At 62.7% G+C, this 24,098-nt stretch carries 21 protein-coding genes and 1 pseudogene; 11 read left to right on the forward strand and 11 right to left on the reverse strand.

Going from position 1 to position 24,098, the window contains the following annotated elements:
* The first annotated feature begins 46 nt into the window (after window positions 1–46).
* From M2360_RS22125 to M2360_RS26825, 6 genes are all read left to right on the forward strand, one after another.
* Window positions 47–751 carry a metal-dependent hydrolase gene (locus M2360_RS22125; protein WP_280777549.1) on the forward strand — a complete coding sequence of 235 codons (705 nt, stop codon included), beginning with the start codon at window positions 47–49 and terminating at the stop codon, window positions 749–751.
* A 94-nt stretch (window positions 752–845) separates the two neighbouring features.
* Complete coding sequence (gatC, locus tag M2360_RS22130; RefSeq protein WP_280777550.1) at window positions 846–1,133, forward strand: Asp-tRNA(Asn)/Glu-tRNA(Gln) amidotransferase subunit GatC; 288 nt, start codon at window positions 846–848, stop codon at window positions 1,131–1,133.
* A gap of 82 nt (window positions 1,134–1,215) precedes the next feature.
* Window positions 1,216–2,697 (forward strand): Asp-tRNA(Asn)/Glu-tRNA(Gln) amidotransferase subunit GatA, encoded by a 1,482-nt coding sequence (gene gatA, locus M2360_RS22135; RefSeq protein ID WP_280777551.1) that lies wholly within the window; start codon window positions 1,216–1,218, stop codon window positions 2,695–2,697.
* A gap of 198 nt (window positions 2,698–2,895) precedes the next feature.
* Window positions 2,896–3,216 carry a hypothetical protein gene (locus tag M2360_RS22140; protein WP_280777552.1) on the forward strand — a complete coding sequence of 107 codons (321 nt, stop codon included), beginning with the start codon at window positions 2,896–2,898 and terminating at the stop codon, window positions 3,214–3,216.
* Entirely contained in the window at window positions 3,213–3,485 is a 273-nt protein-coding gene (locus tag M2360_RS26820; protein ID WP_348529572.1) for a hypothetical protein, read from the forward strand. Before M2360_RS22140 ends, M2360_RS26820 begins: the two co-directional genes overlap by 4 nt.
* A 12-nt stretch (window positions 3,486–3,497) precedes the next feature.
* Window positions 3,498–3,791 carry a Fic family protein gene (locus M2360_RS26825; RefSeq protein WP_348529573.1) on the forward strand — a complete coding sequence of 98 codons (294 nt, stop codon included), beginning with the start codon at window positions 3,498–3,500 and terminating at the stop codon, window positions 3,789–3,791.
* Window positions 3,792–3,981: 190 nt separating this feature from the next.
* On the opposite strand, the gene M2360_RS22150 is transcribed toward M2360_RS26825, so the two are convergent.
* Entirely contained in the window at window positions 3,982–4,236 is a 255-nt protein-coding gene (locus tag M2360_RS22150; RefSeq protein WP_280777553.1) for a YjhX family toxin, read from the reverse strand.
* A 269-nt stretch (window positions 4,237–4,505) separates the two neighbouring features.
* On the opposite strand from M2360_RS22150, the gene M2360_RS22155 reads away from it, so the two are divergent.
* Window positions 4,506–5,015, forward strand: coding sequence for a GNAT family N-acetyltransferase (locus M2360_RS22155; protein ID WP_280777554.1), 510 nt, complete (start codon window positions 4,506–4,508; stop codon window positions 5,013–5,015).
* Window positions 5,016–5,018: 3 nt separating this feature from the next.
* Here the strand turns inward: M2360_RS22155 and M2360_RS22160 are convergent, their stop codons facing one another.
* Entirely contained in the window at window positions 5,019–10,718 is a 5,700-nt protein-coding gene (locus M2360_RS22160) for a translocation/assembly module TamB domain-containing protein (protein ID WP_280777586.1), read from the reverse strand.
* Between the two features lie 19 nt (window positions 10,719–10,737).
* The gene (locus M2360_RS22165) at window positions 10,738–12,546 is read right to left on the reverse strand and encodes an autotransporter assembly complex family protein (protein ID WP_280777587.1); all 1,809 of its coding nucleotides are present in this window, start codon (window positions 12,544–12,546) and stop codon (window positions 10,738–10,740) included.
* Window positions 12,547–12,844: 298 nt separating this feature from the next.
* On the opposite strand from M2360_RS22165, the gene gatB reads away from it, so the two are divergent.
* Together gatB and M2360_RS22175 are read left to right on the forward strand one after the other, a co-directional pair.
* Window positions 12,845–14,347: an Asp-tRNA(Asn)/Glu-tRNA(Gln) amidotransferase subunit GatB gene (gene gatB / locus M2360_RS22170; protein WP_280777555.1), complete on the forward strand. Its 1,503-nt coding sequence runs from the start codon at window positions 12,845–12,847 to the stop codon at window positions 14,345–14,347.
* Window positions 14,348–14,353: 6 nt separating this feature from the next.
* Window positions 14,354–14,854 carry a GNAT family N-acetyltransferase gene (locus M2360_RS22175; protein WP_280777556.1) on the forward strand — a complete coding sequence of 167 codons (501 nt, stop codon included), beginning with the start codon at window positions 14,354–14,356 and terminating at the stop codon, window positions 14,852–14,854.
* Here the strand turns inward: M2360_RS22175 and hxlB are convergent, their stop codons facing one another.
* Both hxlB and M2360_RS22185 read right to left on the reverse strand, forming a co-directional pair.
* The gene (hxlB, locus tag M2360_RS22180; protein WP_280777557.1) at window positions 14,855–15,415 is read right to left on the reverse strand and encodes a 6-phospho-3-hexuloisomerase; all 561 of its coding nucleotides are present in this window, start codon (window positions 15,413–15,415) and stop codon (window positions 14,855–14,857) included. It abuts the gene before it with no gap.
* Window positions 15,416–15,417: 2 nt separating this feature from the next.
* Window positions 15,418–15,831 carry a hypothetical protein gene (locus M2360_RS22185; RefSeq protein WP_280777558.1) on the reverse strand — a complete coding sequence of 138 codons (414 nt, stop codon included), beginning with the start codon at window positions 15,829–15,831 and terminating at the stop codon, window positions 15,418–15,420.
* Between the two features lie 197 nt (window positions 15,832–16,028).
* Between M2360_RS22185 and M2360_RS22190 the strand changes: the two genes are divergently transcribed.
* On the forward strand, window positions 16,029–16,424 hold the full coding sequence (locus tag M2360_RS22190) for an NADH:ubiquinone oxidoreductase subunit NDUFA12 (protein WP_280777559.1): 396 nt from the start codon (window positions 16,029–16,031) through the stop codon (window positions 16,422–16,424).
* 133 nt (window positions 16,425–16,557) lie between these two features.
* A pseudogene (locus tag M2360_RS26830) lies at window positions 16,558–16,923 on the forward strand (DUF2155 domain-containing protein); the annotation flags it as partial.
* A 210-nt stretch (window positions 16,924–17,133) separates the two neighbouring features.
* Here M2360_RS26830 and aat read toward each other — a convergent pair.
* The 6 genes from aat to M2360_RS22225 all read right to left on the reverse strand — a co-directional run bounded on the left by aat (window position 17,134) and on the right by M2360_RS22225 (window position 24,076).
* On the reverse strand, window positions 17,134–17,745 hold the full coding sequence (aat, locus tag M2360_RS22200; protein WP_280777560.1) for a leucyl/phenylalanyl-tRNA--protein transferase: 612 nt from the start codon (window positions 17,743–17,745) through the stop codon (window positions 17,134–17,136).
* A 12-nt stretch (window positions 17,746–17,757) separates the two neighbouring features.
* The gene (gene accC, locus M2360_RS22205; protein ID WP_280777561.1) at window positions 17,758–19,098 is read right to left on the reverse strand and encodes an acetyl-CoA carboxylase biotin carboxylase subunit; all 1,341 of its coding nucleotides are present in this window, start codon (window positions 19,096–19,098) and stop codon (window positions 17,758–17,760) included.
* 10 nt (window positions 19,099–19,108) lie between these two features.
* Entirely contained in the window at window positions 19,109–19,582 is a 474-nt protein-coding gene (gene accB, locus M2360_RS22210) for an acetyl-CoA carboxylase biotin carboxyl carrier protein (protein WP_280777562.1), read from the reverse strand.
* Between the two features lie 20 nt (window positions 19,583–19,602).
* Window positions 19,603–20,040, reverse strand: a complete 438-nt coding sequence (aroQ, locus tag M2360_RS22215) for a type II 3-dehydroquinate dehydratase (RefSeq protein ID WP_280777563.1) — start codon at window positions 20,038–20,040, stop codon at window positions 19,603–19,605.
* Window positions 20,041–20,181: 141 nt separating this feature from the next.
* Entirely contained in the window at window positions 20,182–20,937 is a 756-nt protein-coding gene (locus tag M2360_RS22220) for a DsbA family protein (RefSeq protein ID WP_280777564.1), read from the reverse strand.
* Between the two features lie 199 nt (window positions 20,938–21,136).
* Window positions 21,137–24,076: an Rne/Rng family ribonuclease gene (locus M2360_RS22225; RefSeq protein WP_280777565.1), complete on the reverse strand. Its 2,940-nt coding sequence runs from the start codon at window positions 24,074–24,076 to the stop codon at window positions 21,137–21,139.
* Window positions 24,077–24,098: the final 22 nt, after the last annotated feature.

The raw sequence follows: 24,098 nt of genomic DNA on the forward strand, positions 1-24,098 counted from the left end.
TGTTGCGTAACAGTTTGCGAGTCAATTCTCCCAGAAAGGTCGACATATGAAACTCACCTGGCTTGGCCATGCCGCCTTCCGCCTTGAAACGGCGTCCGCCACGATCCTGATCGATCCGTTCCTCAGCCACAATCCCGCCTTTGCCGGCCAGGATCTCAAGGAAGTGACCAAGGGCGTCACCCATATCCTGCTGACCCATGGCCATATGGACCATGTCGGCGACACGATCGCGCTGGCTGGCGAACTCGACGCGACAGTGCTGGCCAATGCCGATCTTGCCGCCTGGCTCGGCCATCGCGGCGTCAAGAAGATCGAGCAGGGCAATACCGGCGGCACAATCGCCTTCAACGGTTTCTCAGCTACCTTCACCAATGCGCTGCATTCCTCGGCCCATGTCACCGAAGACGGCGTTTCGCATGCGCTCGGCAACGCCAATGGCCTGATGCTGCATTTCGATGATGCGCCGTCCGTTCTCGCCATGGGCGACACCGACATTTTCTCCGACATGGCGCTGATCAACGAACTCCACCAGCCGCAGATCGGTCTCGTGCCGATCGGCGACCGCTTCACCATGGGCGGGGCGGTGGCCGCACTCGCCTGCCAGCGCTTCTTCTCGTTTGAAACCGCCATTCCCTGCCATTACGCCACCTTCGGCCTGCTCGATCCGACGGCGGAGAAATTCGTGGCTGGCATGGAAGGCCACAAGACGAAAGTCGCCGCGCCCAAGGTCGGCGAAGTCCTGAGCTTCTGATCTGTCGATCGCCTCGTCCGTCGGGGAAAAAGCCGTTGCGCGCCGTGGCGGGCGGCTTTATAGCGGGCGAGGCGAATGATATTTGGAGTAGGACATGTCTGTTGATGTGGCGACGGTGAAGCGTGTGGCGCGGCTTGCGCGTCTGGCCGTGACCGAGGAAGAAGCCGAGAAGACCACCGGCGAACTCAACGCCATTCTGGGCTTCGTCGAACAGCTGTCGGAAGTCGATGTCGACGGCGTCGAGCCGATGACATCTGTGACGCCGATGGCGATGAAGAAGCGCGCCGATGTGGTGACCGACGGCAATATCGCCGACAAGGTCGTTGCCAATGCGCCCTTGACCGACAGCAATTTCTTCCAGGTTCCGAAAGTGGTCGAATAAGGTCGAGGCGGTTCGCCGCCTCCCGCTTTCGACATTCCCCTTTTGACGCGCGGTGACCCGCCAGACATGAAGTGACCGACCGATGAGCGAATTGACACGCCTCACCATTGCCGAAGCCCGCGGAAAACTCGCCGCCAAGGACATTTCCGCCGTCGAGCTGACCGACGCCTATATCAGCGCCATTGAAGCGGCCAATCCCGCCATCAACGCCTATGTGACGGTGACGCCCGAACTGGCCCGCACACAGGCCAAGGCGTCGGACGCCCGCATCGCCGCCGGCAATGCCGGCGCGCTCGAAGGCATTCCGCTGGGCATCAAGGATCTGTTCGCCACCAAGGGCGTGCATACCCAGGCCTGCAGCCATATCCTTGACGGCTTCAAGCCGGAATATGAATCCACCGTCACCCAGAACCTGTTCAATGACGGCGCGGTGATGCTGGGCAAGCTCAACATGGACGAATTCGCCATGGGCTCGTCCAATGAAAGCTCCTATTACGGTCCGGTCAAGAACCCCTGGAAGGCCAGGGGCTCGAATGCCGAACTGGTGCCGGGCGGCTCGTCGGGCGGCTCGGCCGCCGCTGTCGCCGCTCAGCTCTGCGCTGGCGCAACCGCCACCGATACCGGCGGCTCGATCCGCCAGCCGGCAGCGTTTACCGGCACTGTCGGCATCAAGCCGACCTATGGCCGTTGCTCGCGCTGGGGCATCGTCGCCTTCGCCTCGTCGCTCGACCAGGCCGGCCCGATCGCCCGCGATGTGCGCGACGCCGCGATCCTGCTCAAATCCATGGCCAGCGTCGACTCCAAGGACACGACCTCCGTCGATCTGCCGGTCCCGGATTACGAAGCCGCGCTCGGCCAGTCGATGAAGGGCGTCAAGATCGGCATTCCCCGCGAATACCGCGTCGAGGGCATGCCGGAAGAAATCGATGCGGCCTGGCAGCAGGGCATCGCCTGGCTGAAGGACGCCGGCGCCGAGATCGTCGACATCTCCCTGCCGCACACCAAATATGCTTTGCCGGCTTACTACATCGTGGCGCCGGCGGAAGCCTCGTCCAACCTCGCCCGGTATGACGGCGTGCGTTATGGGTTGCGCGTCGAGGGCAAGGACATTCTCGACATGTATGAGAAGACCCGCGCCGCGGGCTTCGGCAAGGAAGTCAAGCGCCGCATCCTGATCGGCACCTATGTGCTGTCGGCCGGCTATTACGACGCTTATTACATCCGCGCCCAAAAGGTGCGGACGCTGATCAAGCGGGATTTCGAACTGGCCTTCAACGCCGGCGTCGACGCGATTCTCACGCCCGCCACCCCGTCCTCGGCCTTCGGCATCGCCGACGAGGAGCTCGCCAATGATCCGGTCAAGATGTATCTCAACGACATCTTCACGGTGACGGTGAACATGGCCGGTCTGCCCGGCATCGCCGTGCCCGCCGGCCTCGACCAGAAGGGCCTGCCACTTGGCCTGCAGCTGATCGGCAAGCCGTTCGACGAGGAAACCCTGTTCACGACCGCCCATGCGATCGAACAGGCGGCCGGAAAGTTCGAAGCGCCCAAGTGGTGGTAAGCCGACGAAACGATTTCTGACAAAGGCCCGCCGAGCGCTGCTCCGGCGGGTTTTTTTCGTTCGGTATGCGTATCCGTCATCCCCGGGGCTTGTCCCAAGGATCTGCTGCGGGTCCGGTGAGGATGCGCGTGTTGCGGCGTGCGCGGATGCTCGCCACAAGGGCGAGCATGATGGAGGAACGAACTGCATCGGTCGGCGATGTTGATCGCCGCCTTGCATGTTTCCTCGGGCCATCTCATCACCCTCGGCCGTGACACCAAAATTTTTTTGCTGACGTTTCGAGTCCGTGCTAGCCTCATGGCCATGAAGAAACAAATTTCGGGCAATGCTGACACCGGCCAATTTCTCGTCACCGGCAGCAAGCTGACAAGTGAGCGTGGGGAGAAGATCAGTGCGGTGGAAGGGCTCAAGCTCTCGCCACGCATGGAAGCAATTTTGCGCGACACCAAAGGCCGTTCGGGGGATGAGCGTCGTGCTGCCATAAAGGCCCAATTCTCCAGGAAAACCGCTGCCTTGTGATCTACACCGCCGAATCCGATCCTCTTTGCTACGCCGGAACGACCGTTCTCAAAAACAAGATGGGATTGCGCGCGCAAAACGATCTCGACGAATTCGAACTTGCGATGTTCCTGACGCGCGCGGACGAAGATTGGCCGCAGGGGAACCTCGATTACGAGCATTATAAGGCGCTTCATCGCCATCTCTTTCAGGACGTCTACCGATGGGCGGGAAAACCCAGGACGATACGGATCGGCAAGGGTGGAAACTGGTTTTGCTATCCCGAATAAATTGATCGCGAAATGAGCCGAATATTTTCGGATCTTACCGCATCAGGACATTTCAGTCGCCTTGCGCCTGCCGAATTCGCCTTGAGGGCGGCGCGAACGCTTGCGGACATCAACGCCGTTCATCCCTTTCGGGAGGGTAACGGTCGTACGCAACTGGCATTCCTTGCATTGTTGGCGCAGAATGCGGGCCTGCCTTTCAACGATGACCTATTGTCCCCGGAACGCGTGATCCAATCGATGATTGACAGTTTTGGCGGCAAAGAAGAACCGCTTGCGGAACTCATTCTGGAAATTGTGAGCGGATAAACACCGTTCTTCTTTCTCTCTACCAAGGCTCTTGCCTCCGCCGTCCTCCTTGGGCTTGTCCCAAGGATCTGCTGTGGGTCCGGTGCGGATGCGGGTGTCGCGGCGTGGGCAGATGCTCGCCACGAGGGCGAGCATGACGAAGGAGAGTTTTTCGCCCCAATCGATACGCAGCGGCGCAACCAACCCATTCCTACTGATTGTCCAGCTGAGCCCGCACCAGCGCCAGGCCGCGTTCGGTGATGCGGTAGGGTTGGCCGGATGTCGACGAGATCGCTCTCAGTCGCTTCAATCTGCGAAAGAGGTCGAGATCAAAGCCGGGATAGAGCCAGCCGTCTCGGGTGAAGCAACGGACGGTGGAGATTTTGCTGGCGCGGCGGTCGCGTTCGATGAAGCCGCCCTGGGCGAGCAGGTGGAGGATGCGCTGTTCGGCGCGGGTGATGTCCATGATGGTCGGAACCCTGAAGGCTCGATAGACGAGCAAGACAAATCGGCCCGGGCCTCGGGTGAGGCGGGCTATGATTTCACTCCTGCACGGACAAAAATCCGGGCAGGATGCTTCAGACAAGCTCCAATGAATTCGACATCCAGTCTCCTATCACCCGTTCTCCATAAAACATGCTTAAAAACACGTCAACGGGGCCGGCTGCACGTTCCATCGCTTGACCAAACGCCGAATCCGTATTTCGATTGAGGTTGAACAGGATAGGAGAGTGGATGGCCAACATCCGGAACGCGCGGGAAGACGAAGCGATGGAATTGGCCGCGATCGGCATGCGCGCCTGGGAAAGCGCGGTCGCCGGATGGATCGACATTGGACTTCTGCGCCGCAACGCCGAACGCGCCTTTCTTTCCTTCACCGTTCACAATTTCCTGACCATCGATGTCGCCGAACAGGGCGGCCAGGTCGCTGCTTGGGCAGCGCGCGAACGTCTCGACAATCACATCAGCGATCTCTGGGTCGATCCGATCTGGCAATCGCAGGGGTTCGGCAAGCTGCTGTTGGCGCGGCTCGAAAGCGAGATCGAGGGCCAGGGCTATGACGTCGCCACCATCGAGACGCATTCCCAGAATGAGAAGGCGATCGAATTCCTGCGCCACCACGGCTACGAGATCAGCTGGATGACCGCCTCCTGGTCGCCGCAGCTCGATCGCGACGTCGATACGGTCGGTCTCGTCAAGCGTCTGCAGCCGGTGGAAACCCAAGGCGTCTACAGCGAGTTCTAAAGCTCAATATTCCTTCTCGTAGAATACGCCCGCGCCGGTGGAGCCATCCGCGCCGGCAGAACCCTTGAGCTTGACGCCCTTGCCGACATCAAGATTGATGATCGCCCGCGTCGACGACGAATCCGAGCCCTGCTGGAATTGCAGATAGGTGCGCTTGTTGATGTATTTGCCCACCGACAGCGCCGTGTTGCCGTTTTCGTCCGTGCCAATGTCGAGGTCGTCGACGCCGAGGCCCTGACGCAATTTGTCAAACAGCGAGGACGACTGGCCGCCGGCCAGAGTCGCCACCGCATCCGCCAATTGGGCGATCTGCACCGCCGACAGGCTGGAGGCGGAGCGTCCGAAAATCAATTGCGCCAGAATTTCGTCCTGCGGCAAAGCAGGCGACGACGAGAAGGTGACCTTGGGGTCGCTGGCCGGTCCGGTGACGCTGACGGTCGCCGCGGTCGAATTGACTGTTGACGTCGCCACAAGATCAAGCGCCGGCATCATGCCGCCGGTGAAGGAGATGGAGCCCGAGGTGAAATCCAGCCGGCGCCCGACGATCGACAAGCGTCCGCGCCGCATGGTGAAAGCGCCGATGACGCGCGGGCTCGCCGCCGTGCCGGCGACGCGCAGTTTTCCGCCGAGTTCGGCGTCAAGCCCACGGCCGCGCACAAAAATCTGGCGCGGGGCCGAGATTGTCAGGTTGAGCCGCAATCCGCTGTCGTCTCCAGCGCCGTCGTCCTGTTCTGCGCCGGCTTTCTTCGAGCCGATCGACTTGGCTTGGGCTGCGACATCGGCAGGCGGATCGACATGGCGGATGTTCAGCTTGCCGAGCGAGCCGGGCAGGCTCTGCGGCACGGTGATGTCGGCGCGATTGATGCGGATTTCGCCGCCCAATTGCGGACCGCCGACGAGCGGGCCGGTCAGCGTCAGTTTGCCGCCGAGCTTGGCGGCGACGATGCGGCCGTCGGTATAGACGGCGCGGTTGAGATCGATGGTGAGATTGGCGGGATAGTTGGAGCCCGGTGCGATGCCGATGGTTCCGGCGACTGCGAGCGTGCCGCCCGAGGCGAAATTGCCGGTCAGCCGGGAGATGCGCGCCTGCTTGCCGTCGAGATCGACGGTCGCGGCGATCTTGTTGATCACAAGGTTTTGGCGGATAACCGTCACCTCGGCGCCGCTGGTGGAGATCCGACCGGTGATCGATGGGTTCGTCGCGGGGCCTGAGATCGACAGCTGGAAATCCGCCGCCCCCTTCAGCGCCAGGCCTTGCGGCGCGGTGAGGCTGCCGAGTGCGGCGAAGGGCAGCTTGCCCTCAGCCTTCAGCGCCAGGCTGCGCGCGCCCGTCAGGCCGACGGCGCCGGAGACGCGGCCGTTCAGGCCGCCGCCGCCCGTGGCCGTCACGTCGACGCTGAGAGTGTCGCCCTTCGTGCTGCCCTTGGCGGCGATCGTGAAGGCGCCGAGGCCGGCGGCGCGGGTCTGGGCGGTTTCAGCGCCCTTCCAGGCGAGATCGAAGCCGATCTTCGGCTGGGCCGGGGCGCCTGCGACGGAGGCCGTTCCGCTGATCGCGCCGCTTGCGCCGAGACCCGGCGAAAATGTGTTGGCGAGCGCTGCAGGCAAAGCGGAAATGCGCGCCTCGAGCGCGAGCTTTTCGCCACCGGCGGAGCCCTTGACGGAGACACTGCCGCCGCCCAGCGCCAGCTTGATGTCGCCGAGATCGACATTGCCATTGGCGATGCCGAGCGAGGCGGGAGCGGAGAGTTTCACCGGCACGCCGCGCGGCGCAGCAGACAGCGAATCGAGATCGAGCCGCAGGCCTTGTCCCTCCGGCGTCAGTTTGCCCTTCGTCGAGGCGGGCGCGCCGTCGAGTTTCGCAGCGAGGGTGAAGCGCGTGGCGGCGCCCTGACGGTCGAAATCCAGCGCCAGCGCGTCGATGGCGTTCGCCCCTTGCGCAATGCGGTCGGCTTTCACAGAGCCTGTGACGACGCCGCGCAACAGATCCGAGGAGGAAATGTCGGCGTTCAGTCCTCTGATCTCCGCGCCGAAGCCGGATATCCGCTCGCCGCGCGCCTTGATGGTCGCCTCAATCGCATCGCCCTTGCTGGCGAAACGGCTTTCGCCATCGAGCGCGCCGGTCACCTTCTGTCCGGCCAGTGCGCCAACCAGCGCGAGATCGGGCAGGGTGAAGCGGATCTGGCCCTCAGGCTTGTATTGTGGGTCGAGTTCGATTGCGCCCGCGATTCTGTTGGGGCCGATCATGGCGTTGAGCGATGGGATGGAGACGCCGCCGGCTTTGGTCTGGGCGCCCTTGAGGTTGATGTCGATCTCCTGGCCGCGCAGCGCGCCTTTGGCGGTGATGTCGGCGGCAAGCAGGCCGTTTTCTGCGCGGATGTCGGCTTGGTCTTTCAGTGCGCCTTCTGCCGTCTGCCCGGCCATGGCCGCGAGCAGCGAGAGATCCGGCAGGTCAAAACTGATCTTGCCGGTCGGCAGCAGCTCCGGATTCAGCGCCAGCGCGCCCTCAGCCTTGTTCGGTCCGAGCGATAGATCGAAGGCCGGTAGCGCGATCGCGCCGGATTGGCGGGTGAGGTCGAGCGACAGCGCCAGCGGTTGCTTGCGGACCTCGCCCTTGGCCGCGAGTTTGACGGAGAGACCGTTTTCGATCGGCGCGATGCGGACAGAGCCGTCATAGGCGCCTTCCGCCTTGCGCCCGGCAAGTGCGGCCAGCCTGCCGGCGTCGGGGATCTTGAACTGGAAATCGCCGGTCGGTTGGTTGGCCGTATCCAAAGCCACGGAGCCGGTGATATCTGCGCCCGCCGCCTTGATGTCGACGCCGTCGATGCGGAGGCCGGGCTTGGAGATATCGACCCGCGCCGCCAGGTTGACCGGTTCGTTGCGGATGGTTGTTGCGGCCTTTGCCGTCACGACTTTGGCTGCATAGCGGCCTGATGTCGCGACATCGAGCGGCGGCAATCCATTGGCGGCCATCGGACGCGCAGTCAGCGCCGTGGCGGTCAGGTCGAAATCCACCGTGGGATTGACAGCCGCACCGGAAATCTTCGCCGTGCCGGACAGGAAGCCGCCGATCGCCTGACCCTCGACAAACTGGTTGGCGCGATCGAGCGGCAGGTCCTTGATGGTCACGGTCAGATCGAGTTGACTGCCCGCCGCGCCATTCACCGTCACATGTCCGGCGCCGAGCGCGATGACCAGCTGGTCTAACCTCACGCCGCCAGTCTCGTTAAGCGCCAGAGTTTTGCCGGCGTCGAGCTTCAAGGGAACGCCGCGCGGGGCGGCTTCCAGTCGGTCCAGCGTCACGCTGGGCTGGGGGCCGGCAAGATCCACAGAGCCGGCAGCCACGAGCGGAGCCTTATCAAGGTCGGCGGCGAGATCGAAACGCAGTCTGTTATCTTCAAGCGCGAGATCGAGCTTCGGCGAGACGACCGTGTTTCCCTGCGCATTCAAGCTGTTGGCGGCGAGTTCTCCCGTCACGGCTTTTGACAGCAGATCGTCCGAACGCAGCGTCAGGCTCGGCGCCGAGAGCACCGCGCCCTGGGCGGCGATCTTGTCTCCGGAGGCCTGCAGATCAAGGCCGATCTTGCCATTGCTGTCGGAAAACTTAGCGGTTCCGCTCAGCGCGCCCTCGGCTTTCTGCCCGGCAAGGCCCGCCAACTGGCCGAGATCGTCGATCTTGAAGGCCAGTTCACCCTTGGGCAGGCCCGAGGCAGAGAGTGTGATGTCGCCGCCCAGTGACGCCTTGCCGATGGATCCGGTAATGTCCTTCAGCGCGACCGCGCCCTTGGCGGCGTTCACGCGACCGCCAAGAGCCAGCGGCAGGTCGCGATAGGCGGCGGTGAGATTGAGGCTTGCCGTTACGCCGCCGCCGTCCAGAGCCGCAGAGACGGTCGCCGCCGGGTTTTTCAGCGTTTGCCCTGCATAAGTCAGTTGGTCCGAAGACAGGACAAAGTCGGCCTTCGGCGCGCTAAGGGAGCCGGAAAGCGTTACCGTGGCCTTGGCGGCGCCGGACGCTTTGGGATCGAAAAGGCTGGCGTCGGCCAGCGTCACGTCGAACGCGCCCGACAGGCTCTGGTCTGCGCCGAGCGACGCTGTACCGCTTGCATCAAGCCCCTTGGCCTTCAGCGTGACGGCGTCCAGCGTGGTTCCGGTCTCAACCGAATAGGCGAGGGAGCCGGTGAGTTTGGTCTGTCCCGTCAGCGCCGCGGCCATCTCAGGCGGGGCGATGGCGGCGAGATCGGCGTCAACAGCGATATCCGCCTGGACCGATCCATCGACGCGATCGAAACGGCCGGCGACATCCGCGCTGGCCTTTGCCGCGTCCAGTCTGATCTTGTCGAAAGTGATTGTCCCAGCGTCGATCACCGCTGCGCCCGAGAGCCGCGCCGGACCATTCAGCACTTTGGCCGCCGTGGCGTCAGCCATGGTCAGCGCGCCGATGTCGCCTGCAAATTCAATTCGTCCCGACGCCGTTGCGAGATCGAGGCTGTCGCTTCGAGCCGTGACCTTTGTGTCCGCCAATACAGCCTGCGGCGTCCTGATCTCGGCCGCGTCCAGTTCGGCCGAAAGTTTTGCGGCGCGATAGGGGCCTGAGAGAGCCAGTTTTGCGCCGCGCAGGCTCGCCGAGATGGCGTCGTTGCCGGGAAGGGTAAGCGTCAGAGCGCGATCTGTGGGGACGAGCGCCAGCGCCAGATCGGCCTCGCCCTTGGGATCGAGCTTGCCCTGCGCGTCGATGCGGAAACGGTCATTGGCGATCGCGCCCTTGGAGATGGTGATGGCGCCGTCCGTCGATCTGCTGGCGTCGAGATCGAGGCGTGTGTCGCCGGTCAGGAAGGGTCGGATTTCGGGCGGCAAGAGTTCGGCGAACTGGCCGCCGCCGGTCACGGACAGCGTCACGGCGCCATCGGGCCCGCGGCCCGCGCCGCCTTCGATGCGCAGCACAGTCTGGCCGCCGACCATGCCGGTGGCCGCGCCGCGCCAGTCGGCGAGCGTCCCGTCACCTTTCAGTGACAGGGCCACGTCGGGCCGGCCGGGCAGTTGCAGGAGATTGGCGATCACGCCGCCGGCCGGTTCGACGACGTCGACATCCGCCTTCAGCGCGCCGCTGTCCAGCCGGTAATCGACCACGGCGCGGGCGCGGGCCTCGGGCCGGGCGCGTTCGGATGCGGTCAGGTCGGCGGAGACGGCGTTGGCCAACAGTTTCGCCGAGCCTTCCGCCGACAGCGAGGCGTCACGGCCGATCAGCGTCGCGCCGAGATCGATCTGCGGCAGCGTCAGCCTGTCCAACGCGATTTCCACTGGCAGGCCGGAGGAAGAGCCGTCGTCGACGCTCTCCACCGTCGTCACCGGCATGCGGGAGACAGCCACCGCTTTTGCGCGGAGCGAGTCGATCTGCAGCCTTCCCTTCAGAAGGTCGAGCGGCCGCCAGGCGAGATCCACATCTGTGACGCGGGCATAGACGCCGCGGCTGTCGGCTACGGTCAGCTCGTCGAGATGCACCGAACCGTCGAGCAATCCGCTCAGCCCGTTGATGTCGAGCTTCAGATCCGGGCTTTCGAGGAAGGCCGCGACCTGATCGGCGAGAAACTGGTTGCCGCGCGTGGTGAAGCCGAGCGCGCCGATCACGACGCCGATCAGGGCGACCAGGATCAGCAGCGTGATCAGGCCGTAGCGCAGGCTGCGAAACAGGAAGGCGGTGAAACTCATACGGGCCACGAGCGCCTCCTCAGAATGATTGGCCGATGCCGGCATAGATGCCGAAGGACGATCCGTCGTCATATTTCTTGCTGGGCAGGGCGACATCGATGCGGATTGGGCCGAGGCCGGTGGCGTAGCGGACGCCGACGCCATAGCCGGCGCGGAAATCGCTGAAATCGGGATACATCGCCTTGTTGACCGAGGCGATGTCGATGAAGGGAACGACCGAAATCTTCTCCGTCACTTTCACCCGCGCTTCCAGCGAGGTGATGGCGTAGGAACGGCCGCCGGTGGCGTCGCCGTCGCCATTGCGCGGGCTGATCTCTTGATAGGCGTAGCCGCGCACCGAGCCGCCGCCGCCCGCATAAAAGCGCCGGATCGCCGGCACATCCTTCAACTGGTCGACGCCAACCAGCGTGCCGAGCGACAATTTGCCGGCCAGCACCACGCCGTTTTCCTCGCCCATGCCCCAATAGCCTGATACCGAGCCTTCTAACGAGGAAAACGGAGTCCCTTCAAGCGCTTCATAGCTCGGAATGGCGGAGAGGTTGAGCTTGTAGCCTTCCGTAGCGTCCAGTGGATTGTCGGTCGCGTCGCGCGCCCAGGTCAGCGGCAGGGAGGCGATGAGATAGTCGTTCTTTCCGAACACGTCCTTGGTCTGGTTGGCGGTCAGGTCAACGCCGCCTGTCGCCACATCCTTGTCGGTCACGTCGAAGCTGGTGTTGGCGAACAGCGAGATGGTGGAGGCGCGATAGGCGTCCGGATTTTCGTTCTTGGCGATTAGCCCGGCGTTGAAAGTGGTGATCTGGTTGAAGGCGGCGGGCTTGGAGAACAGGACGGAAAAATCGTAGCCCAGTTCCTTCCAGTCCAGCGTGCTGCCGAGACGCGACACCGCGCCGCTGATCTTCAGCGATTCCGCCCCGCCGAACAGATTGCGGTGGCCCCAATAGGCCGAGAGGCCGATGCCGTCGATGGTCGAGAATTCCGCGCCAAACCCGTAATAACGCTGCTTGCCGTCGGCGACCGTGATCGCCATGGGGATCTGGCCGCTCTGGTCCAGACGGTGGGATTTGGTGATGGCGATTGAGGAGAAGACGCCGAGCTTGCGCAACCGCTCGGTCGCCTGCTTGACCTTCTCCGGATCATAGCGTTCGCCCTTGTTGAGGCGCGACCATTGCCGGATGAATTCTTCATCGACCGTGCGGGAGCCTTTCACGGAGACATCGCCGTAATCGGCCACCGGGCCGCCTTCGGCATTGATGGTCACCGTCGTCTCACTGGTCTTGTGGTCGGCGGCGAGTTCGCGGCCGGTCAGCTTGGCGAGCGGTCGTCCCTCTTTTTCGAGATTCTCCACCACGCGACCCGCGGCTGTGATCACCTGGCCCGCGCCCACGGCGTCGCCGGTCTTCAATCCGAGATCGCGCGGATCGAATTTCGCCGCGTCGTCGCCGAGTTTCGTCTCGGCAAGCTTGAAGACAGGTCCCGGCTGTACCTTCACGATCACAGGCACGGGCTTGTCGCGCGGGAAGTCGGGAACAGGCGGCACGTCGTCGACTGGAACGCCGTTGACGCTGATGTCGATCACCGCGCCATAGCGCGCCTGCTCGTAAAGGGCGGCAAGCAGACGATCACGGTCGTCGCGCGCCTTGATGACCACGCCGAGATCGCCGGACACGGGATCTTCCTGTTCCTGAAACAGCAGCGACGCGCCTTCGAGGTCTTTTCGTAGATCGGCGTCGCCCGGATCGAAGCTCAGCGCGTAGCGCACCGGATCGGACACGGCGGCAGCATCGTCCTCGTCTTCGAAGAACTTCATCCCGAAGATCTCGAAAGCCATGGCCGGGCTTTCATAGACCGGCAGGGCCAGAAGCGCGAACAACGTCGAGGCCCGTATATACGCCTTAAAACTCAACATGGCCTCTCTATACCTGCTTTCCGCCAAAACGGTATCAGAAAGAAAACTTTCATAGAAGCCTCGGCGTCCTGTCGGCTTCTCGACCTGTGCATGTTGTCCCGCATTTTTCCCCGCCCGTTGCAAGCCTGCGTCAGTCCCAGCAGGACTCGGCGCTTGCCTCACAAACGCATTTGCTCTACCGGAAAGTTCCACGCGTCATGCATGCAAGAAGGCTTCAAGAATGAGCATAGTCGATGTCCGCACCCCCGATCCGAAACGTTTCATCGCCGGCGCGACCGGTGATTGGGAAGTGGTGATCGGGATGGAAGTCCATGCCCAGGTCACCAGCCAGTCCAAGCTCTTTTCGGGAGCTTCGACCGAGTTCGGCCGGCCGCAGAACGCCAATGTGTCGCTCGTCGACGCCGCCATGCCGGGCATGCTGCCCGTCATCAACGAGGAATGCGTCAAGCAGGCCGTGCGCACGGGGCTTGGCCTGAAGGCTGAGATCAAGCATCGCTCGGTGTTCGACCGCAAGAATTATTTCTATCCCGACCTGCCGCAGGGCTACCAGATCTCGCAGTTCAAGGATCCCATCGTCGGCGAGGGCAAGATCGTCATTTCGCTCGGTCCGGATCGCCAGGGCCAGTTCGAGGATATCGAAATCGGCATCGAGCGCCTGCATCTCGAGCAGGACGCCGGCAAGTCGCTGCATGACCAGCATCCGACCATGTCCTATGTCGACCTCAACCGCTCCGGCGTGGCGCTGATGGAAATCGTCTCCAAGCCCGACATGCGCTCGTCGGACGAGGCCAAGGCCTATATGACGAAGCTGCGCTCCATCCTGCGCTATCTCGGCACCTGCGACGGCAATATGGACGAGGGCTCGATGCGCGCCGACGTCAACGTCTCCGTGCGCAAGCCGGGCGGCGAATTCGGCACCCGTTGCGAGATCAAGAACGTCAACTCGATCCGCTTCATCGGCCAGGCCATCGAATATGAAGCGCGCCGCCAGATCGCCATTCTGGAGGAGGGCGGTTCGATCGATCAGGAAACCCGGCTGTTCGACGCCGGCAAGGGCGAGACCCGTTCGATGCGCTCCAAGGAAGACGCGCATGACTATCGCTATTTCCCCGATCCGGACCTTTTGCCGCTCGAATTCGACAACGCCTTCGTCGCCACGCTTCTGGCCGATCTGCCGGAACTGCCCGACGACAAGAAAGAGCGTTTCGTTCGGGATCTCGGCCTGACTGTCTATGACGCCTCGGTCCTGGTGTCGGAAAAGGCGATCGCCGATTATTACGAAAAGCTGGCCGAGGGCCGCGACGCCAAGATCGCCGCCAACTGGGTGATCAACGATCTGCTCGGCGCGCTCAACAAGGCGGGCAAGGGCATCGAGGACAGCCCGGTCAGCCCGCTGCAGCTCGGCTCCATCCTCGATCTGATCAAGGACGGCGTTATTTCCGGCAAGCTGGCCAAGGATCTGTTCGAAATCGTCTTCACCGAAGGCGGCGATCCCGCCGAGATCGTCGAAGCCCGCGGCATGAAGCAGGTCACCGACACCGGCGCGATCGAAAAGGCTGTTGACGACATCATCGCCGCCAATCCCGATCAGGTCGAAAAGGTCAAGGCCAAGCCGACGCTGGCTGGCTGGTTCGTGGGCCAGGTGATGAAATCGACCGGCGGCAAGGCCAATCCGCAGGCGGTGCAGGCGCTGGTCAAGGCCAAGCTCGGCCTCGAAGACTGATCGCGGATGTTCTTCATTCGCACAGCCTCGGAAGGCGATCTCAAAGCCGTCTCCGCCCTTCTCGGGCGGAGCTGGCATGCGACCTATGACGCGCTCTATGGCGCCGACAAGGTCAGTGAGATCACCGCCGCCTGGCATTCGGTCGCGGCGCTCTCGGCGCGGCTCAAGCGGCCCGATTCGGAATTCGTGGTGGCCGACGACGGCAAGGCGATCGGCGGCATGGCCTATGCGGCCATGGCTGAAGGCGAAAGCGACGTCGCCATTCTTCACATGATCTATGTCGAACCTGGCCTGACGGGGCAGGGCGTCGGTCGCGACCTGTTCGCCGAAGTGGAAACCTGCTTTCCCTCGGCCCAGCGCATGCGGCTCGACGTCGAGCCGAAGAATGAGCGCGCTATCGCCTTCTACACCGGTCTCGGTTTTGCCGAAGTCGGCCGGACCAAGAATTGCGGGTCCCAGAATTCCGGCATCCCCGCGCTCATCCTCGAGAAGACGCTGAGCTTCTGATCATTCCAGATTGGTGTGGCGGGCGCGCATGGTGTTCGCCGTCTCGCCCATCCGGTCACGCAGCCGGATCACCAGAATTTCAAACAGCATGAACTGTGCGCCCTCAAACAGGCTGCCCATCGGCAGGAAGGATGTCGGCTGATCCTCGTCGCGCGCCATGGTCTGGGCGGGAATGGTCAGCATGGCGTCGCTGAGCGTTGAAATCGCCCCTTCCGGTTCTGCGGTGATCACGGCGATTTCCGCGCCGGCGGCCTTTGCCGTCCTCGCCAGCGCATCGACGGTGGAGAGATAGCCGGGGCCGCAACTGACCAGCAGCAAATCACCCGCTCCAAGCGGCGGCGTGGTCATATCGCCGACCATGTGGACATCGAGACCGAGATGATAGAGCCGCATGCACAGCGCGCGCATCATCAACCCCTCGCGACCGCAGCCATAGATCGCGACGCGGCGCGGAATCATCAGATGCGAAACAAGCGCCTCCAGTTCCGCCTCGTCGGTCTGGTAGAGGCAGGCGCTGATTTCGCCGAGGGCGCGGGCGGCGAGATCGCCGAGATCTGTCATTCTCAATTCTCCATCATCGCTTTGCCGTCCGGATCGTAGATCTGGGCGGTGGCGCATTCCATCAATTGCGTCTTGCGTTCGGGATTGCAGGCCAGTTGGCCGGCAGCTTCGGCTTCGGCGCGGCTCGACCAGCCGCAATGATATTCATGCCAATGCGGGCCTTCGGTGGATTGCATGAACACGTCGACCGTCCAGCCGCTCTGGCACCAGGTCATTTCCAGGCAATCCTCGCGGACCGCTCCGCCGGCTTCGCATTTGTCCTTGGCGCAGTCGAAGGCTTCCGCCGCTGTCGCACCGATGCAGACGCCGCCGGATTGTTCGACGGCCTGTACGATGGCGATGCCGTCGGCGTGCGCCGCGCTCACAGCCGCAACTGCCAGAACCAAGGCGACTGTCGCCCGCATGAACATTCGCATCATCGTCTCCCGCGCTCCCCTTGCATTGCATCGCGCCGCTCCGGTGCGGACATTGGCCGCGGCAGAACCGTTTTGCAAGCTGAAGCAAGACCATTTTGCGAGACAGAGTGCTGGACTTTCTTGCTGCGCGGCGGCATAAGCAGAGCATTCCTTCGGGCGCGGGGAGTCTCGCGCCGCATATTCAGGGTTCCCGACTCATGAAGCTTCTCCTGCAGATTTTCACCTGGTGGAATGGTCAAACCATCGGCACGCGGTTTCACACCTGGCGCTTCGGCAAAAAGGTGGGACAGGACGAGTTGGGCAACACCTATTACACCGGCGGCAAGGACAGCGAAGGCCGCACCCGTCGCTGGGTGGTCTATAACGGTTACGCCGACGCCAGCGCCATTCCGCCGGGCTGGCATGGCTGGATGCATTACCGCACCGACGTTCCGCCGACCGAACAGTCCTATGTCGCCCGCGACTGGGAAAAGGCGCATCGCGCCAACCCGACCGGTTCCGCCGCCGCCTATCGCCCCAAGGGTTCTCTCGCCACGGGCGGCGAGCGCGATCGCGTGACCGGCGATTACGACGCCTGGACGCCGCGCGGCTGAGGCCTCCCTTCATCCGGCCATAATTGCCGTCTAACGCACACCGCATGGCCGGAGACCGCGATACGTGAACGGAATGACATCGATATTGGCGCGTGCGATGGGGCTGCGGACGCTATTGTCCGCCGTGTACCTGATGGGATTTTGCCTGGCCTCCGCGCCGGCAGAGGCGGCGAAGATCAAGAACGCCGTGGCTGAATTCGCCGGGCTGGACAAGATCACCGGCCGCACCACCACCTTTGACGTCTACATGGATGAAACCGTGCAGTTCGGCGCGCTGCAAGTGACGCCGCGCGTCTGTTTCAGTCGCGACGAAACCGAAGCGCAAAAGCAGTCCACTTTCGTTGAGGTCGACGAAATCACGCTGGACCGCAAGATCCGTCGCATCTTTAGCGGCTGGATGTTTGCCGCCTCTCCGGGCCTCAACGCGGTGGACCATCCGATCTATGATATCTGGCTGACCGGCTGCAAACAGTCCTCCGACGTGCCGGCTCCGGACGGCTTCAAGATCGACACCACGCCGATCCCCGATCCAAAGACCGAGGCGCCGGCCGCCGACGCGCCACAGACGCCGAGCCTTGAGCCCGCGCCGCCGGCCGATGGCGACACGCTCACTCCCGACGCGCCTGTTGACATGCAAAACCTTCCGGATCTGACCAATCCCGATCAAAACTTTGGCGATTTCAACGCCAATTGAGTTCGTCGATCAGGTTCAGAAATCCAGATCCGGCGACTGCATGGCTAGATCCAGCAATTTCTCATAGTCGCGCTTGGGCACGTCGATCGCGCCGAATGTCTTGAGATGTTCGGTGGTGAATTGTGTGTCGAGCAGCGTGAAGCCCTTGTCGCGCAGGCGCTCCACCAGATGCACGAGACAGATCTTGGAGGCGTCGGTGCGGCGCGAAAACATGCTCTCGCCGAAAAAGGCCGAGCCGAGCGAGACGCCGTAGAGTCCGCCCACCAGCTCATCCCCCTCCCAGGTCTCCACGGAATGGGCGTAACCCAGCCGGTGCAGTTCCTTGTAGAGCAGCAGGATCAGTGGATTGATCCAGGTGGAGGGGCGATCCGGCGCGGGTTCGCCGCATTTGGCGATCACCTGATCGAAGGCGGTGTTGACCCTGATGTCAAAGGGGCGCTTGCGGATGGTCTTGGCGAGGCTTTTGGAAATATGGAAGCCGTCTAGCGGGATAACGCCGCGAATCTCGGGTTCGACCCAGAAAATCTCCGGGTCGTCGGCGGATTCCGCCATCGGAAACAGCCCCGCGGCATAGGCGCGGAGCAGGATTTCGGGCGTGATGGCGGCAGTATGCGAAGAACGCGCCATCACGCAGATCCGTCAGTCATTGGCCAGATAATGTTCGAGCCAATGGATGTCGTAATCCCCATTGGCGATGTCCGGATTGGACACAAGATCCTGGAACAATGGCAGCGTGGTCTTGATGCCGTCGATGACGAATTCGTCGAGCACGCGGCGAAGGCGCATCATGCATTCGACGCGGGTGCGTCCATGCACGATCAGCTTGCCGATCAGGCTGTCATAATAGGGCGGGATCTTGTAGCCGGCATAGACGCCGGAATCGACGCGGACGCCGAGGCCGCCAGGCGCATGGAAATGCGTGATGGTGCCGGGCGAGGGGACGAAGGTCCGGGGATCTTCGGCGTTGATGCGGCATTCGATGGCGTGGCCCGAAAACACGATCTCGTCCTGGGTGACCGACAGGCCGTTGCCGGAGGCGACACGGATCTGTTCGTGCACGAGGTCGATGCCGGTGATGGCTTCGGTGACCGGATGCTCCACCTGCAGGCGGGTGTTCATTTCGATGAAATAGAACTCGCCATTCTCATAGAGAAACTCGATCGTGCCGGCGCCGCGATATTTCAGCTTCCGCATGGCGTCGGCGCAGATCTGGCCGATCTTCATCCGCTGCTCGACATTGAGCGCCGGAGAATTGGCTTCTTCCCAGATCTTCTGGTGCCGGCGCTGCAGCGAGCAGTCGCGCTCGCCGAGATGGATGGCGTTGCCTGCGCCGTCGCCAAACACCTGGATTTCGATATGCCGCGGCTTGCCGAGATACTTCTCCATGTAGACGGAGTCGTTGCCAAAGGCGTTGGCGGCTTCCGAGCGGGCGGTGTTGAAGGCTTCCAGCAGGTCTTCTTCGGTCTTGGCGACTTTCATGCCGCGACCGCCGCCGCCGGCGGTGGCCTTGATCAGCACGGGATAGCCGATCTCGCGCGCCGTCTTGATGGCGTCCTCATCCGACAGCACTTCTCCGGCCGAACCCGGCACCACCGGAATGCCGAGATCCTGCGCCGTCTGCTTGGCGGTGATCTTGTCGCCCATGATGCGGATGTGATCCGCCGTCGGGCCGATAAAGGTGATGCCGTGGGCGTCGAGGATGTCGGCGAACTTGGCGTTTTCCGACAAAAAGCCGTAACCCGGATGCACGGCGTCAGCGCCGGTGATTTCGCAAGCGGCGACGATCTGGTGGATGTTCAGATAGCTGTCGCGCGACGGCGGCGGGCCGATGCAGACGCTCTCGTCGGCGAGACGCACATGCATGGCGTCCGAATCGGCGGTCGAATGCACGGCCACAGTGGCGATGCCGAGCTCTTTACAAGCGCGCAGCACGCGAAGGGCGATTTCGCCGCGATTGGCAATGAGGATCTTGGAGATCATGGGATCCGCCTTATTCGATCACAAGCAGGGGCTCGCCGAATTCGACGGGCGCGGCGTCGCCGACCATGATGGCGGCGATCTTGCCGGAGCGCGGCGCCGGGATCTGGTTCATGGTTTTCATCGCTTCGATGATCAGCACGGTCTGGCCTTCCTTGACCTGTTGACCGACAGTCACGAAGGGAGCGGAGCCCGGGGCCGGCGAATGGTAGCAGGTGCCCACCATCGGCGAGGGAAGTGTGAAACCTGCCGGCGCTGCGGGCGCGGCTTCTGCGGCGACCGCCGCCGGGGCAGGCGCGACCATCGGCGACGCGGGCATGGCGTAAGCCGGCATCGAGGCCTGGGCGAACACCTGCTGCATATTGCGGGAAACGCGGATGCGCATATCCGCCTGCTCGACTTCGATCTCGGTCAGATCGGTGTCCTTGAGGATGTTGGCCAGATCGCGGATCAGCGCCTGATCAATGCCCGTCTTCTTCTCAGCCATTTTTCAATGTCCTATTATCGTTATGTGACGATCGTCCTGGCGGCCTGCATGGCCAGTATGTATGAATGCGCTCCGAAACCGCAGATCACGCCCTTCACCGCCGGCGCTGTCCAGGTCTTGTGGCGGAATTCCTCCCGCGCATGAATGTTGGACAGATGCAGTTCGATCACCGGGATGGAGATGGCGCGGATCGCGTCATGCAGCGCAATCGACGTATGGCCGTAGGCGCCGGGATTGATCAGCGCGGCCACGGCCTTGTCATTGGCTTCATGCAGCCAGTCGATCAGCACGCCTTCGTGATTGGATTGGCGAAAATCCACCGAAAAACCCAGTTCCGCGCCCGTCTTGCGGCAATCGTCCGCGATGGTCTCGAGCGTGGCGGCGCCATAAATTCCCGGCTCCCGCTTGCCAAGCATATTGAGGTTGGGGCCGTTCAAAATATAGACAGTCTGGGTCATCCATTCTTCCTGAATGCACGCATCCCCTCCTATAGACCGGGGAGGGTGACAGAGAAAGGGCCGCGTGGCGCCAGACTGGTTGTACACAGGCGGGACGGCCGGGAAAGCCATTTATTCGCTTTTCCCGGCTTTTGCAACAAATCAGCAGACGGTCTTGCCGCACTGGCCGACATTGGCGATCTTCTGGTTAAGCGCGTCTGCGCCGACCGCGCCGAAAATCGCCTCATTGCCGATCACATAAGAGGGGGTGCCTGAAATGCCGAGATCGGTGGCGAGCTTGTAGGCGTCCTGGACCCGGGCGTCGAAACCGGGCTTGCCCATCTCGGCGCGCAGGGCGTCTTCGGTCACGCCGAGTTTCTTGGCGACGTCAATGGCGCGGGCTTCGTCGGCATGGTCGCCGCCCAGCAGTTCGCGGTGAAATTCGCCGTATTTCTCGGGCGCGATGTTGCGGAAGGCGTCAGACACTTTATGAGCCGCCACCGAGTCGGGGCCGAGAATCGGGAATTCCTTCAACACGAAGCGGACATCGGGATTCGACTTCACGATCACGTCCATGTCCTTCATGGCGCGGCGGCAATAGCCGCAATTGTAATCGAAGAATTCGACGACAGTGACCTTGCCCTGGGGGTTGCCGACCGACAGATCGTAAGGCGCATTGAAAATCAGCTCCTTGTTGGCGTCGACGCCGATCTTGGCCTGGGCCATGCGCGCTTCGTTCTGCTTCTTCTCAAGCGCCTGCTGCATCTCCATGAGCATGTCAGGATGCTCGAGCAGATAGTCCCGAACAATAGCGCCGATCTCGTCCTTCTGCGTGCTGGAGAAACTATCGGCGGCGTTTGCGGGCTGAAGCGCCGCCGCCAGCGAAAGAAGCGCGGCCGCCCAGGTCATTGTCTTCATTGTCGATCATCCTCTCATGCGCCTGATTTGGCGGCGTCGAGCTGTTTATAATGGTCGCCTGCAGGCGTGGAAACAGAAAAAGGCGGTTGTGCGGCCGCTCTCGCGGGATCGTGACATGACCATCCCGAAATGCGAAAGGCCCGTCTCGCAATGGAGACGGGCCTTGAACGCTCAGCCTTTGATCAGGCGGATGATGGCATCAAAGAAACCCCCTTTTTTGCCACCAGCCGCCCTTTTTGGGCTTGCCGTCATCCTCGGTTTTTTCCTGGCCAGACGACGTCACCACCACCGGGGCTGACGCCTGCAGGGCGGCCTCGCCACGATTGGCGCGGACCTTTTTCTCCTCGTTGGACGAGTCCGGCTCCGCCATTGTCTCGGCAGCCGGGACCGGTTCGACGACAGCCTCGGAAACGTCAGCCGCTACGACTTCAGCTTCAGGCGCGGAGGCCACAACGGGCTCGGACGCCTGCTCGGCGGCGGCTTCAACCACCACGGTTTCGATAGCGTCGGCAGATGCCACGGCCTCGGACCGATTGGCGCGAGCGCGCCGCGGACGGGGCGCGGGAGCCTGGGCGACTTCAGCGACGGCTTCTGCCGGCGATGCGTCCTCGCCATCGGCCTCGTCTGAGGCTTCTGCGTCGGTTTCACCGGTTTCGGACGCGCCGTTTACGTCGCCTTCGCGAATCCTGCGTCCACCGCGCTTGCCGCGACGGCGGCGTTTGCGGCTGTCGCTGTCGCCAGCGGCGCCATCGGCGACCGTGGTCTCGGCGGCGTCATCGGCTGCGCTGTCGGATTCGTCGGCGTCGCCTTCATCCTCGTCGCCGTCATCTCCACCGTTCAAGCCAGCGCCGTTTTCCGCGCCGCCTTCACGCTTGCCGCCGCGCCGACGCCGACGACGCTTCTTCTTCTTGTTCGACTGGTCGTCGGAGCGAGCCTGTTGCGGAGCAGCTGGCGCTGCGCTTTCCTCGACCTCGGCTTCGTCCTCCTCGATCTCGACGATCTCTTCATCTTCTTCCTCTTCTTCGACCGGGAAGTGGATGAGCTGTTCGATCTTGACCGGGTTTTCGACGGCTTCGCCGCGCTCGATCAGGAAGTGCTGCGCGCCGCCTTCATCGCCGGCCATGACCGTGATCGCGACGCCGAAACGATTCTCGTAATCGACGATGGAGCCGCGCTTCTGGTTGAGCAGGTAGAGCGCCGTGTCGGCCGGCGTCTTGACGATAATGTCATGCGTCGTGCTCTTGAGCAGGAATTCCTCGATGCCGCGCAGCACATGCAACGCCACCGACGACTGCGAGCGCACGAGGCCCGCGCCGTTGCAATGCGGGCAGACCTGCATCGTGCTTTCGAGCACCGAAGCGCGAATGCGCTGACGCGACATTTCCAGCAGGCCGAAATGCGAGATCCGGCCGACCTGGATGCGGGCGCGATCATTCTTGAGATGGTCCTTGAGGCGCTTTTCGACCAGGCGGTTGTTGCGCTTCTCTTCCATGTCGATGAAGTCGATCACAACCAGACCGGCAAGGTCGCGCAGGCGCAACTGGCGGGCCACTTCCTCGGCGGCTTCCAGATTGGTCTGGAGCGCAGTGTCTTCGATGGAGTGCTCGCGCGTCGAGCGACCCGAGTTCACATCGATGGCGACCAGCGCTTCTGTCTGGTTGATGATGATATAGCCGCCCGACTTCAGCGTCACCTGCGGCTGCAGCATGCGATCGAGCTGGGCTTCGATGCCGGCGCGCGAGAAGATCGGATGCACGTCGCGGTAAGGCTGAACCACCTTGGCGTGGCTCGGCATCAGCATCTTCATGAAGTCCTTGGCTTCGCGATAGCCTTCCTCGCCCGAGACGATGACTTCTGAAATATCCTTGTTGTAGAGGTCGCGGATCGAGCGCTTGATCAGCGATCCTTCTTCATAGACCAGACATGGCGCAGTCGACTCGAGAGTCTTGGTGCGCACGTTTTCCCAAAGCCGCATCAGATATTCGAAGTCGCGCTTGACTTCGGCCTTGGTGCGGTTGGCGCCGGCGGTGCGCAGGATCACGCCCATGCCCTGCGGCACTTCGAGTTCGCGGGCGATTTCCTTAAGGCGCTTGCGGTCCTGCGGGCTGGTGATCTTGCGGGAAATCCCGCCGCCGCGCGCGGTGTTGGGCATCAGCACCGAGTAACGGCCGGCGAGCGACAGATAGGTGGTCAGCGCCGCGCCCTTGTTGCCGCGTTCTTCCTTGGCGACCTGCACCAGCAGGATCTGGCGACGCTTGATCACCTCCTGGATGCGGTATTGCTTGCGCGGCTTGCGCACCACGCGATCGGGAACTTCCTCCATCGCGTCTTCGGCGCCGACGGATTCGATGACTTCCTTCTCGTCGTTGTCGTCATCATCGTCATCGTCGTCATCATCGCCGGACCGGCGGCGAGCGTCTTCGGACACCGAATCGACATCGGCGACCATCGCCATGGCGGGCGGGGTCGAGCCCTTATCGTCGTCGCTTGGTTCGGAAGCGTCCGCTGCGGGCTGGTCGGCGTCCACCGAGGTCTCGGCTTCCTCGGTCTTGACGTCCTCGGCCTTAACTTTCTTGGCGCGCGGCTTGCGGACACGCTTCGGCTTTTCAGCGGGCGCTTCCACTGGAGCGACCACCGCTTCTGCGGCTTCTGCTGCACCGGCTTCGACTGGCTCCGCCGCCACATCCGCGACGGTTTCTTCTGCGGAAGGCTTTACCTGCTGTTCAAAGCTCCGGCCCTGCCAGGAGTCAATCTCCGGCTGCGGCGCTTCTTCGAGCCCAGCCGCCGCTTCGTGTTCGGCGGAACTGGAATCGGCGCGACCGACGGGTTCGAAATCATCGTCGCGGCGATGTTCTTCGGCTTCCGCCTTCAGAAGCGCCTGGCGATCGGCGAGGGGGATCTGGTAGTAATCGGGGTGGATTTCCGCGAATGCGAGAAAGCCGTGTCGATTGCCGCCGTAATCCACGAAAGCGGCCTGAAGCGAAGGTTCGACCCGGGTGACCTTGGCGAGGTAGATATTGCCTCGCAACTGCTTCTTATGCTGCGACTCGAAGTCGAATTCTTCAATGCGGTTGCCGCGAACGACTACAACCCGCGTCTCCTCAGCGTGAGACGCGTCGATAAGCATCTTGTCTGCCATGTATCTGTAACTCCTCGGCAAT

The sequence above is a fragment of the Rhizobium sp. SG_E_25_P2 genome (genome assembly GCF_029892285.1).
Taxonomy (GTDB): domain Bacteria; phylum Pseudomonadota; class Alphaproteobacteria; order Rhizobiales; family Rhizobiaceae; genus Rhizobium_E.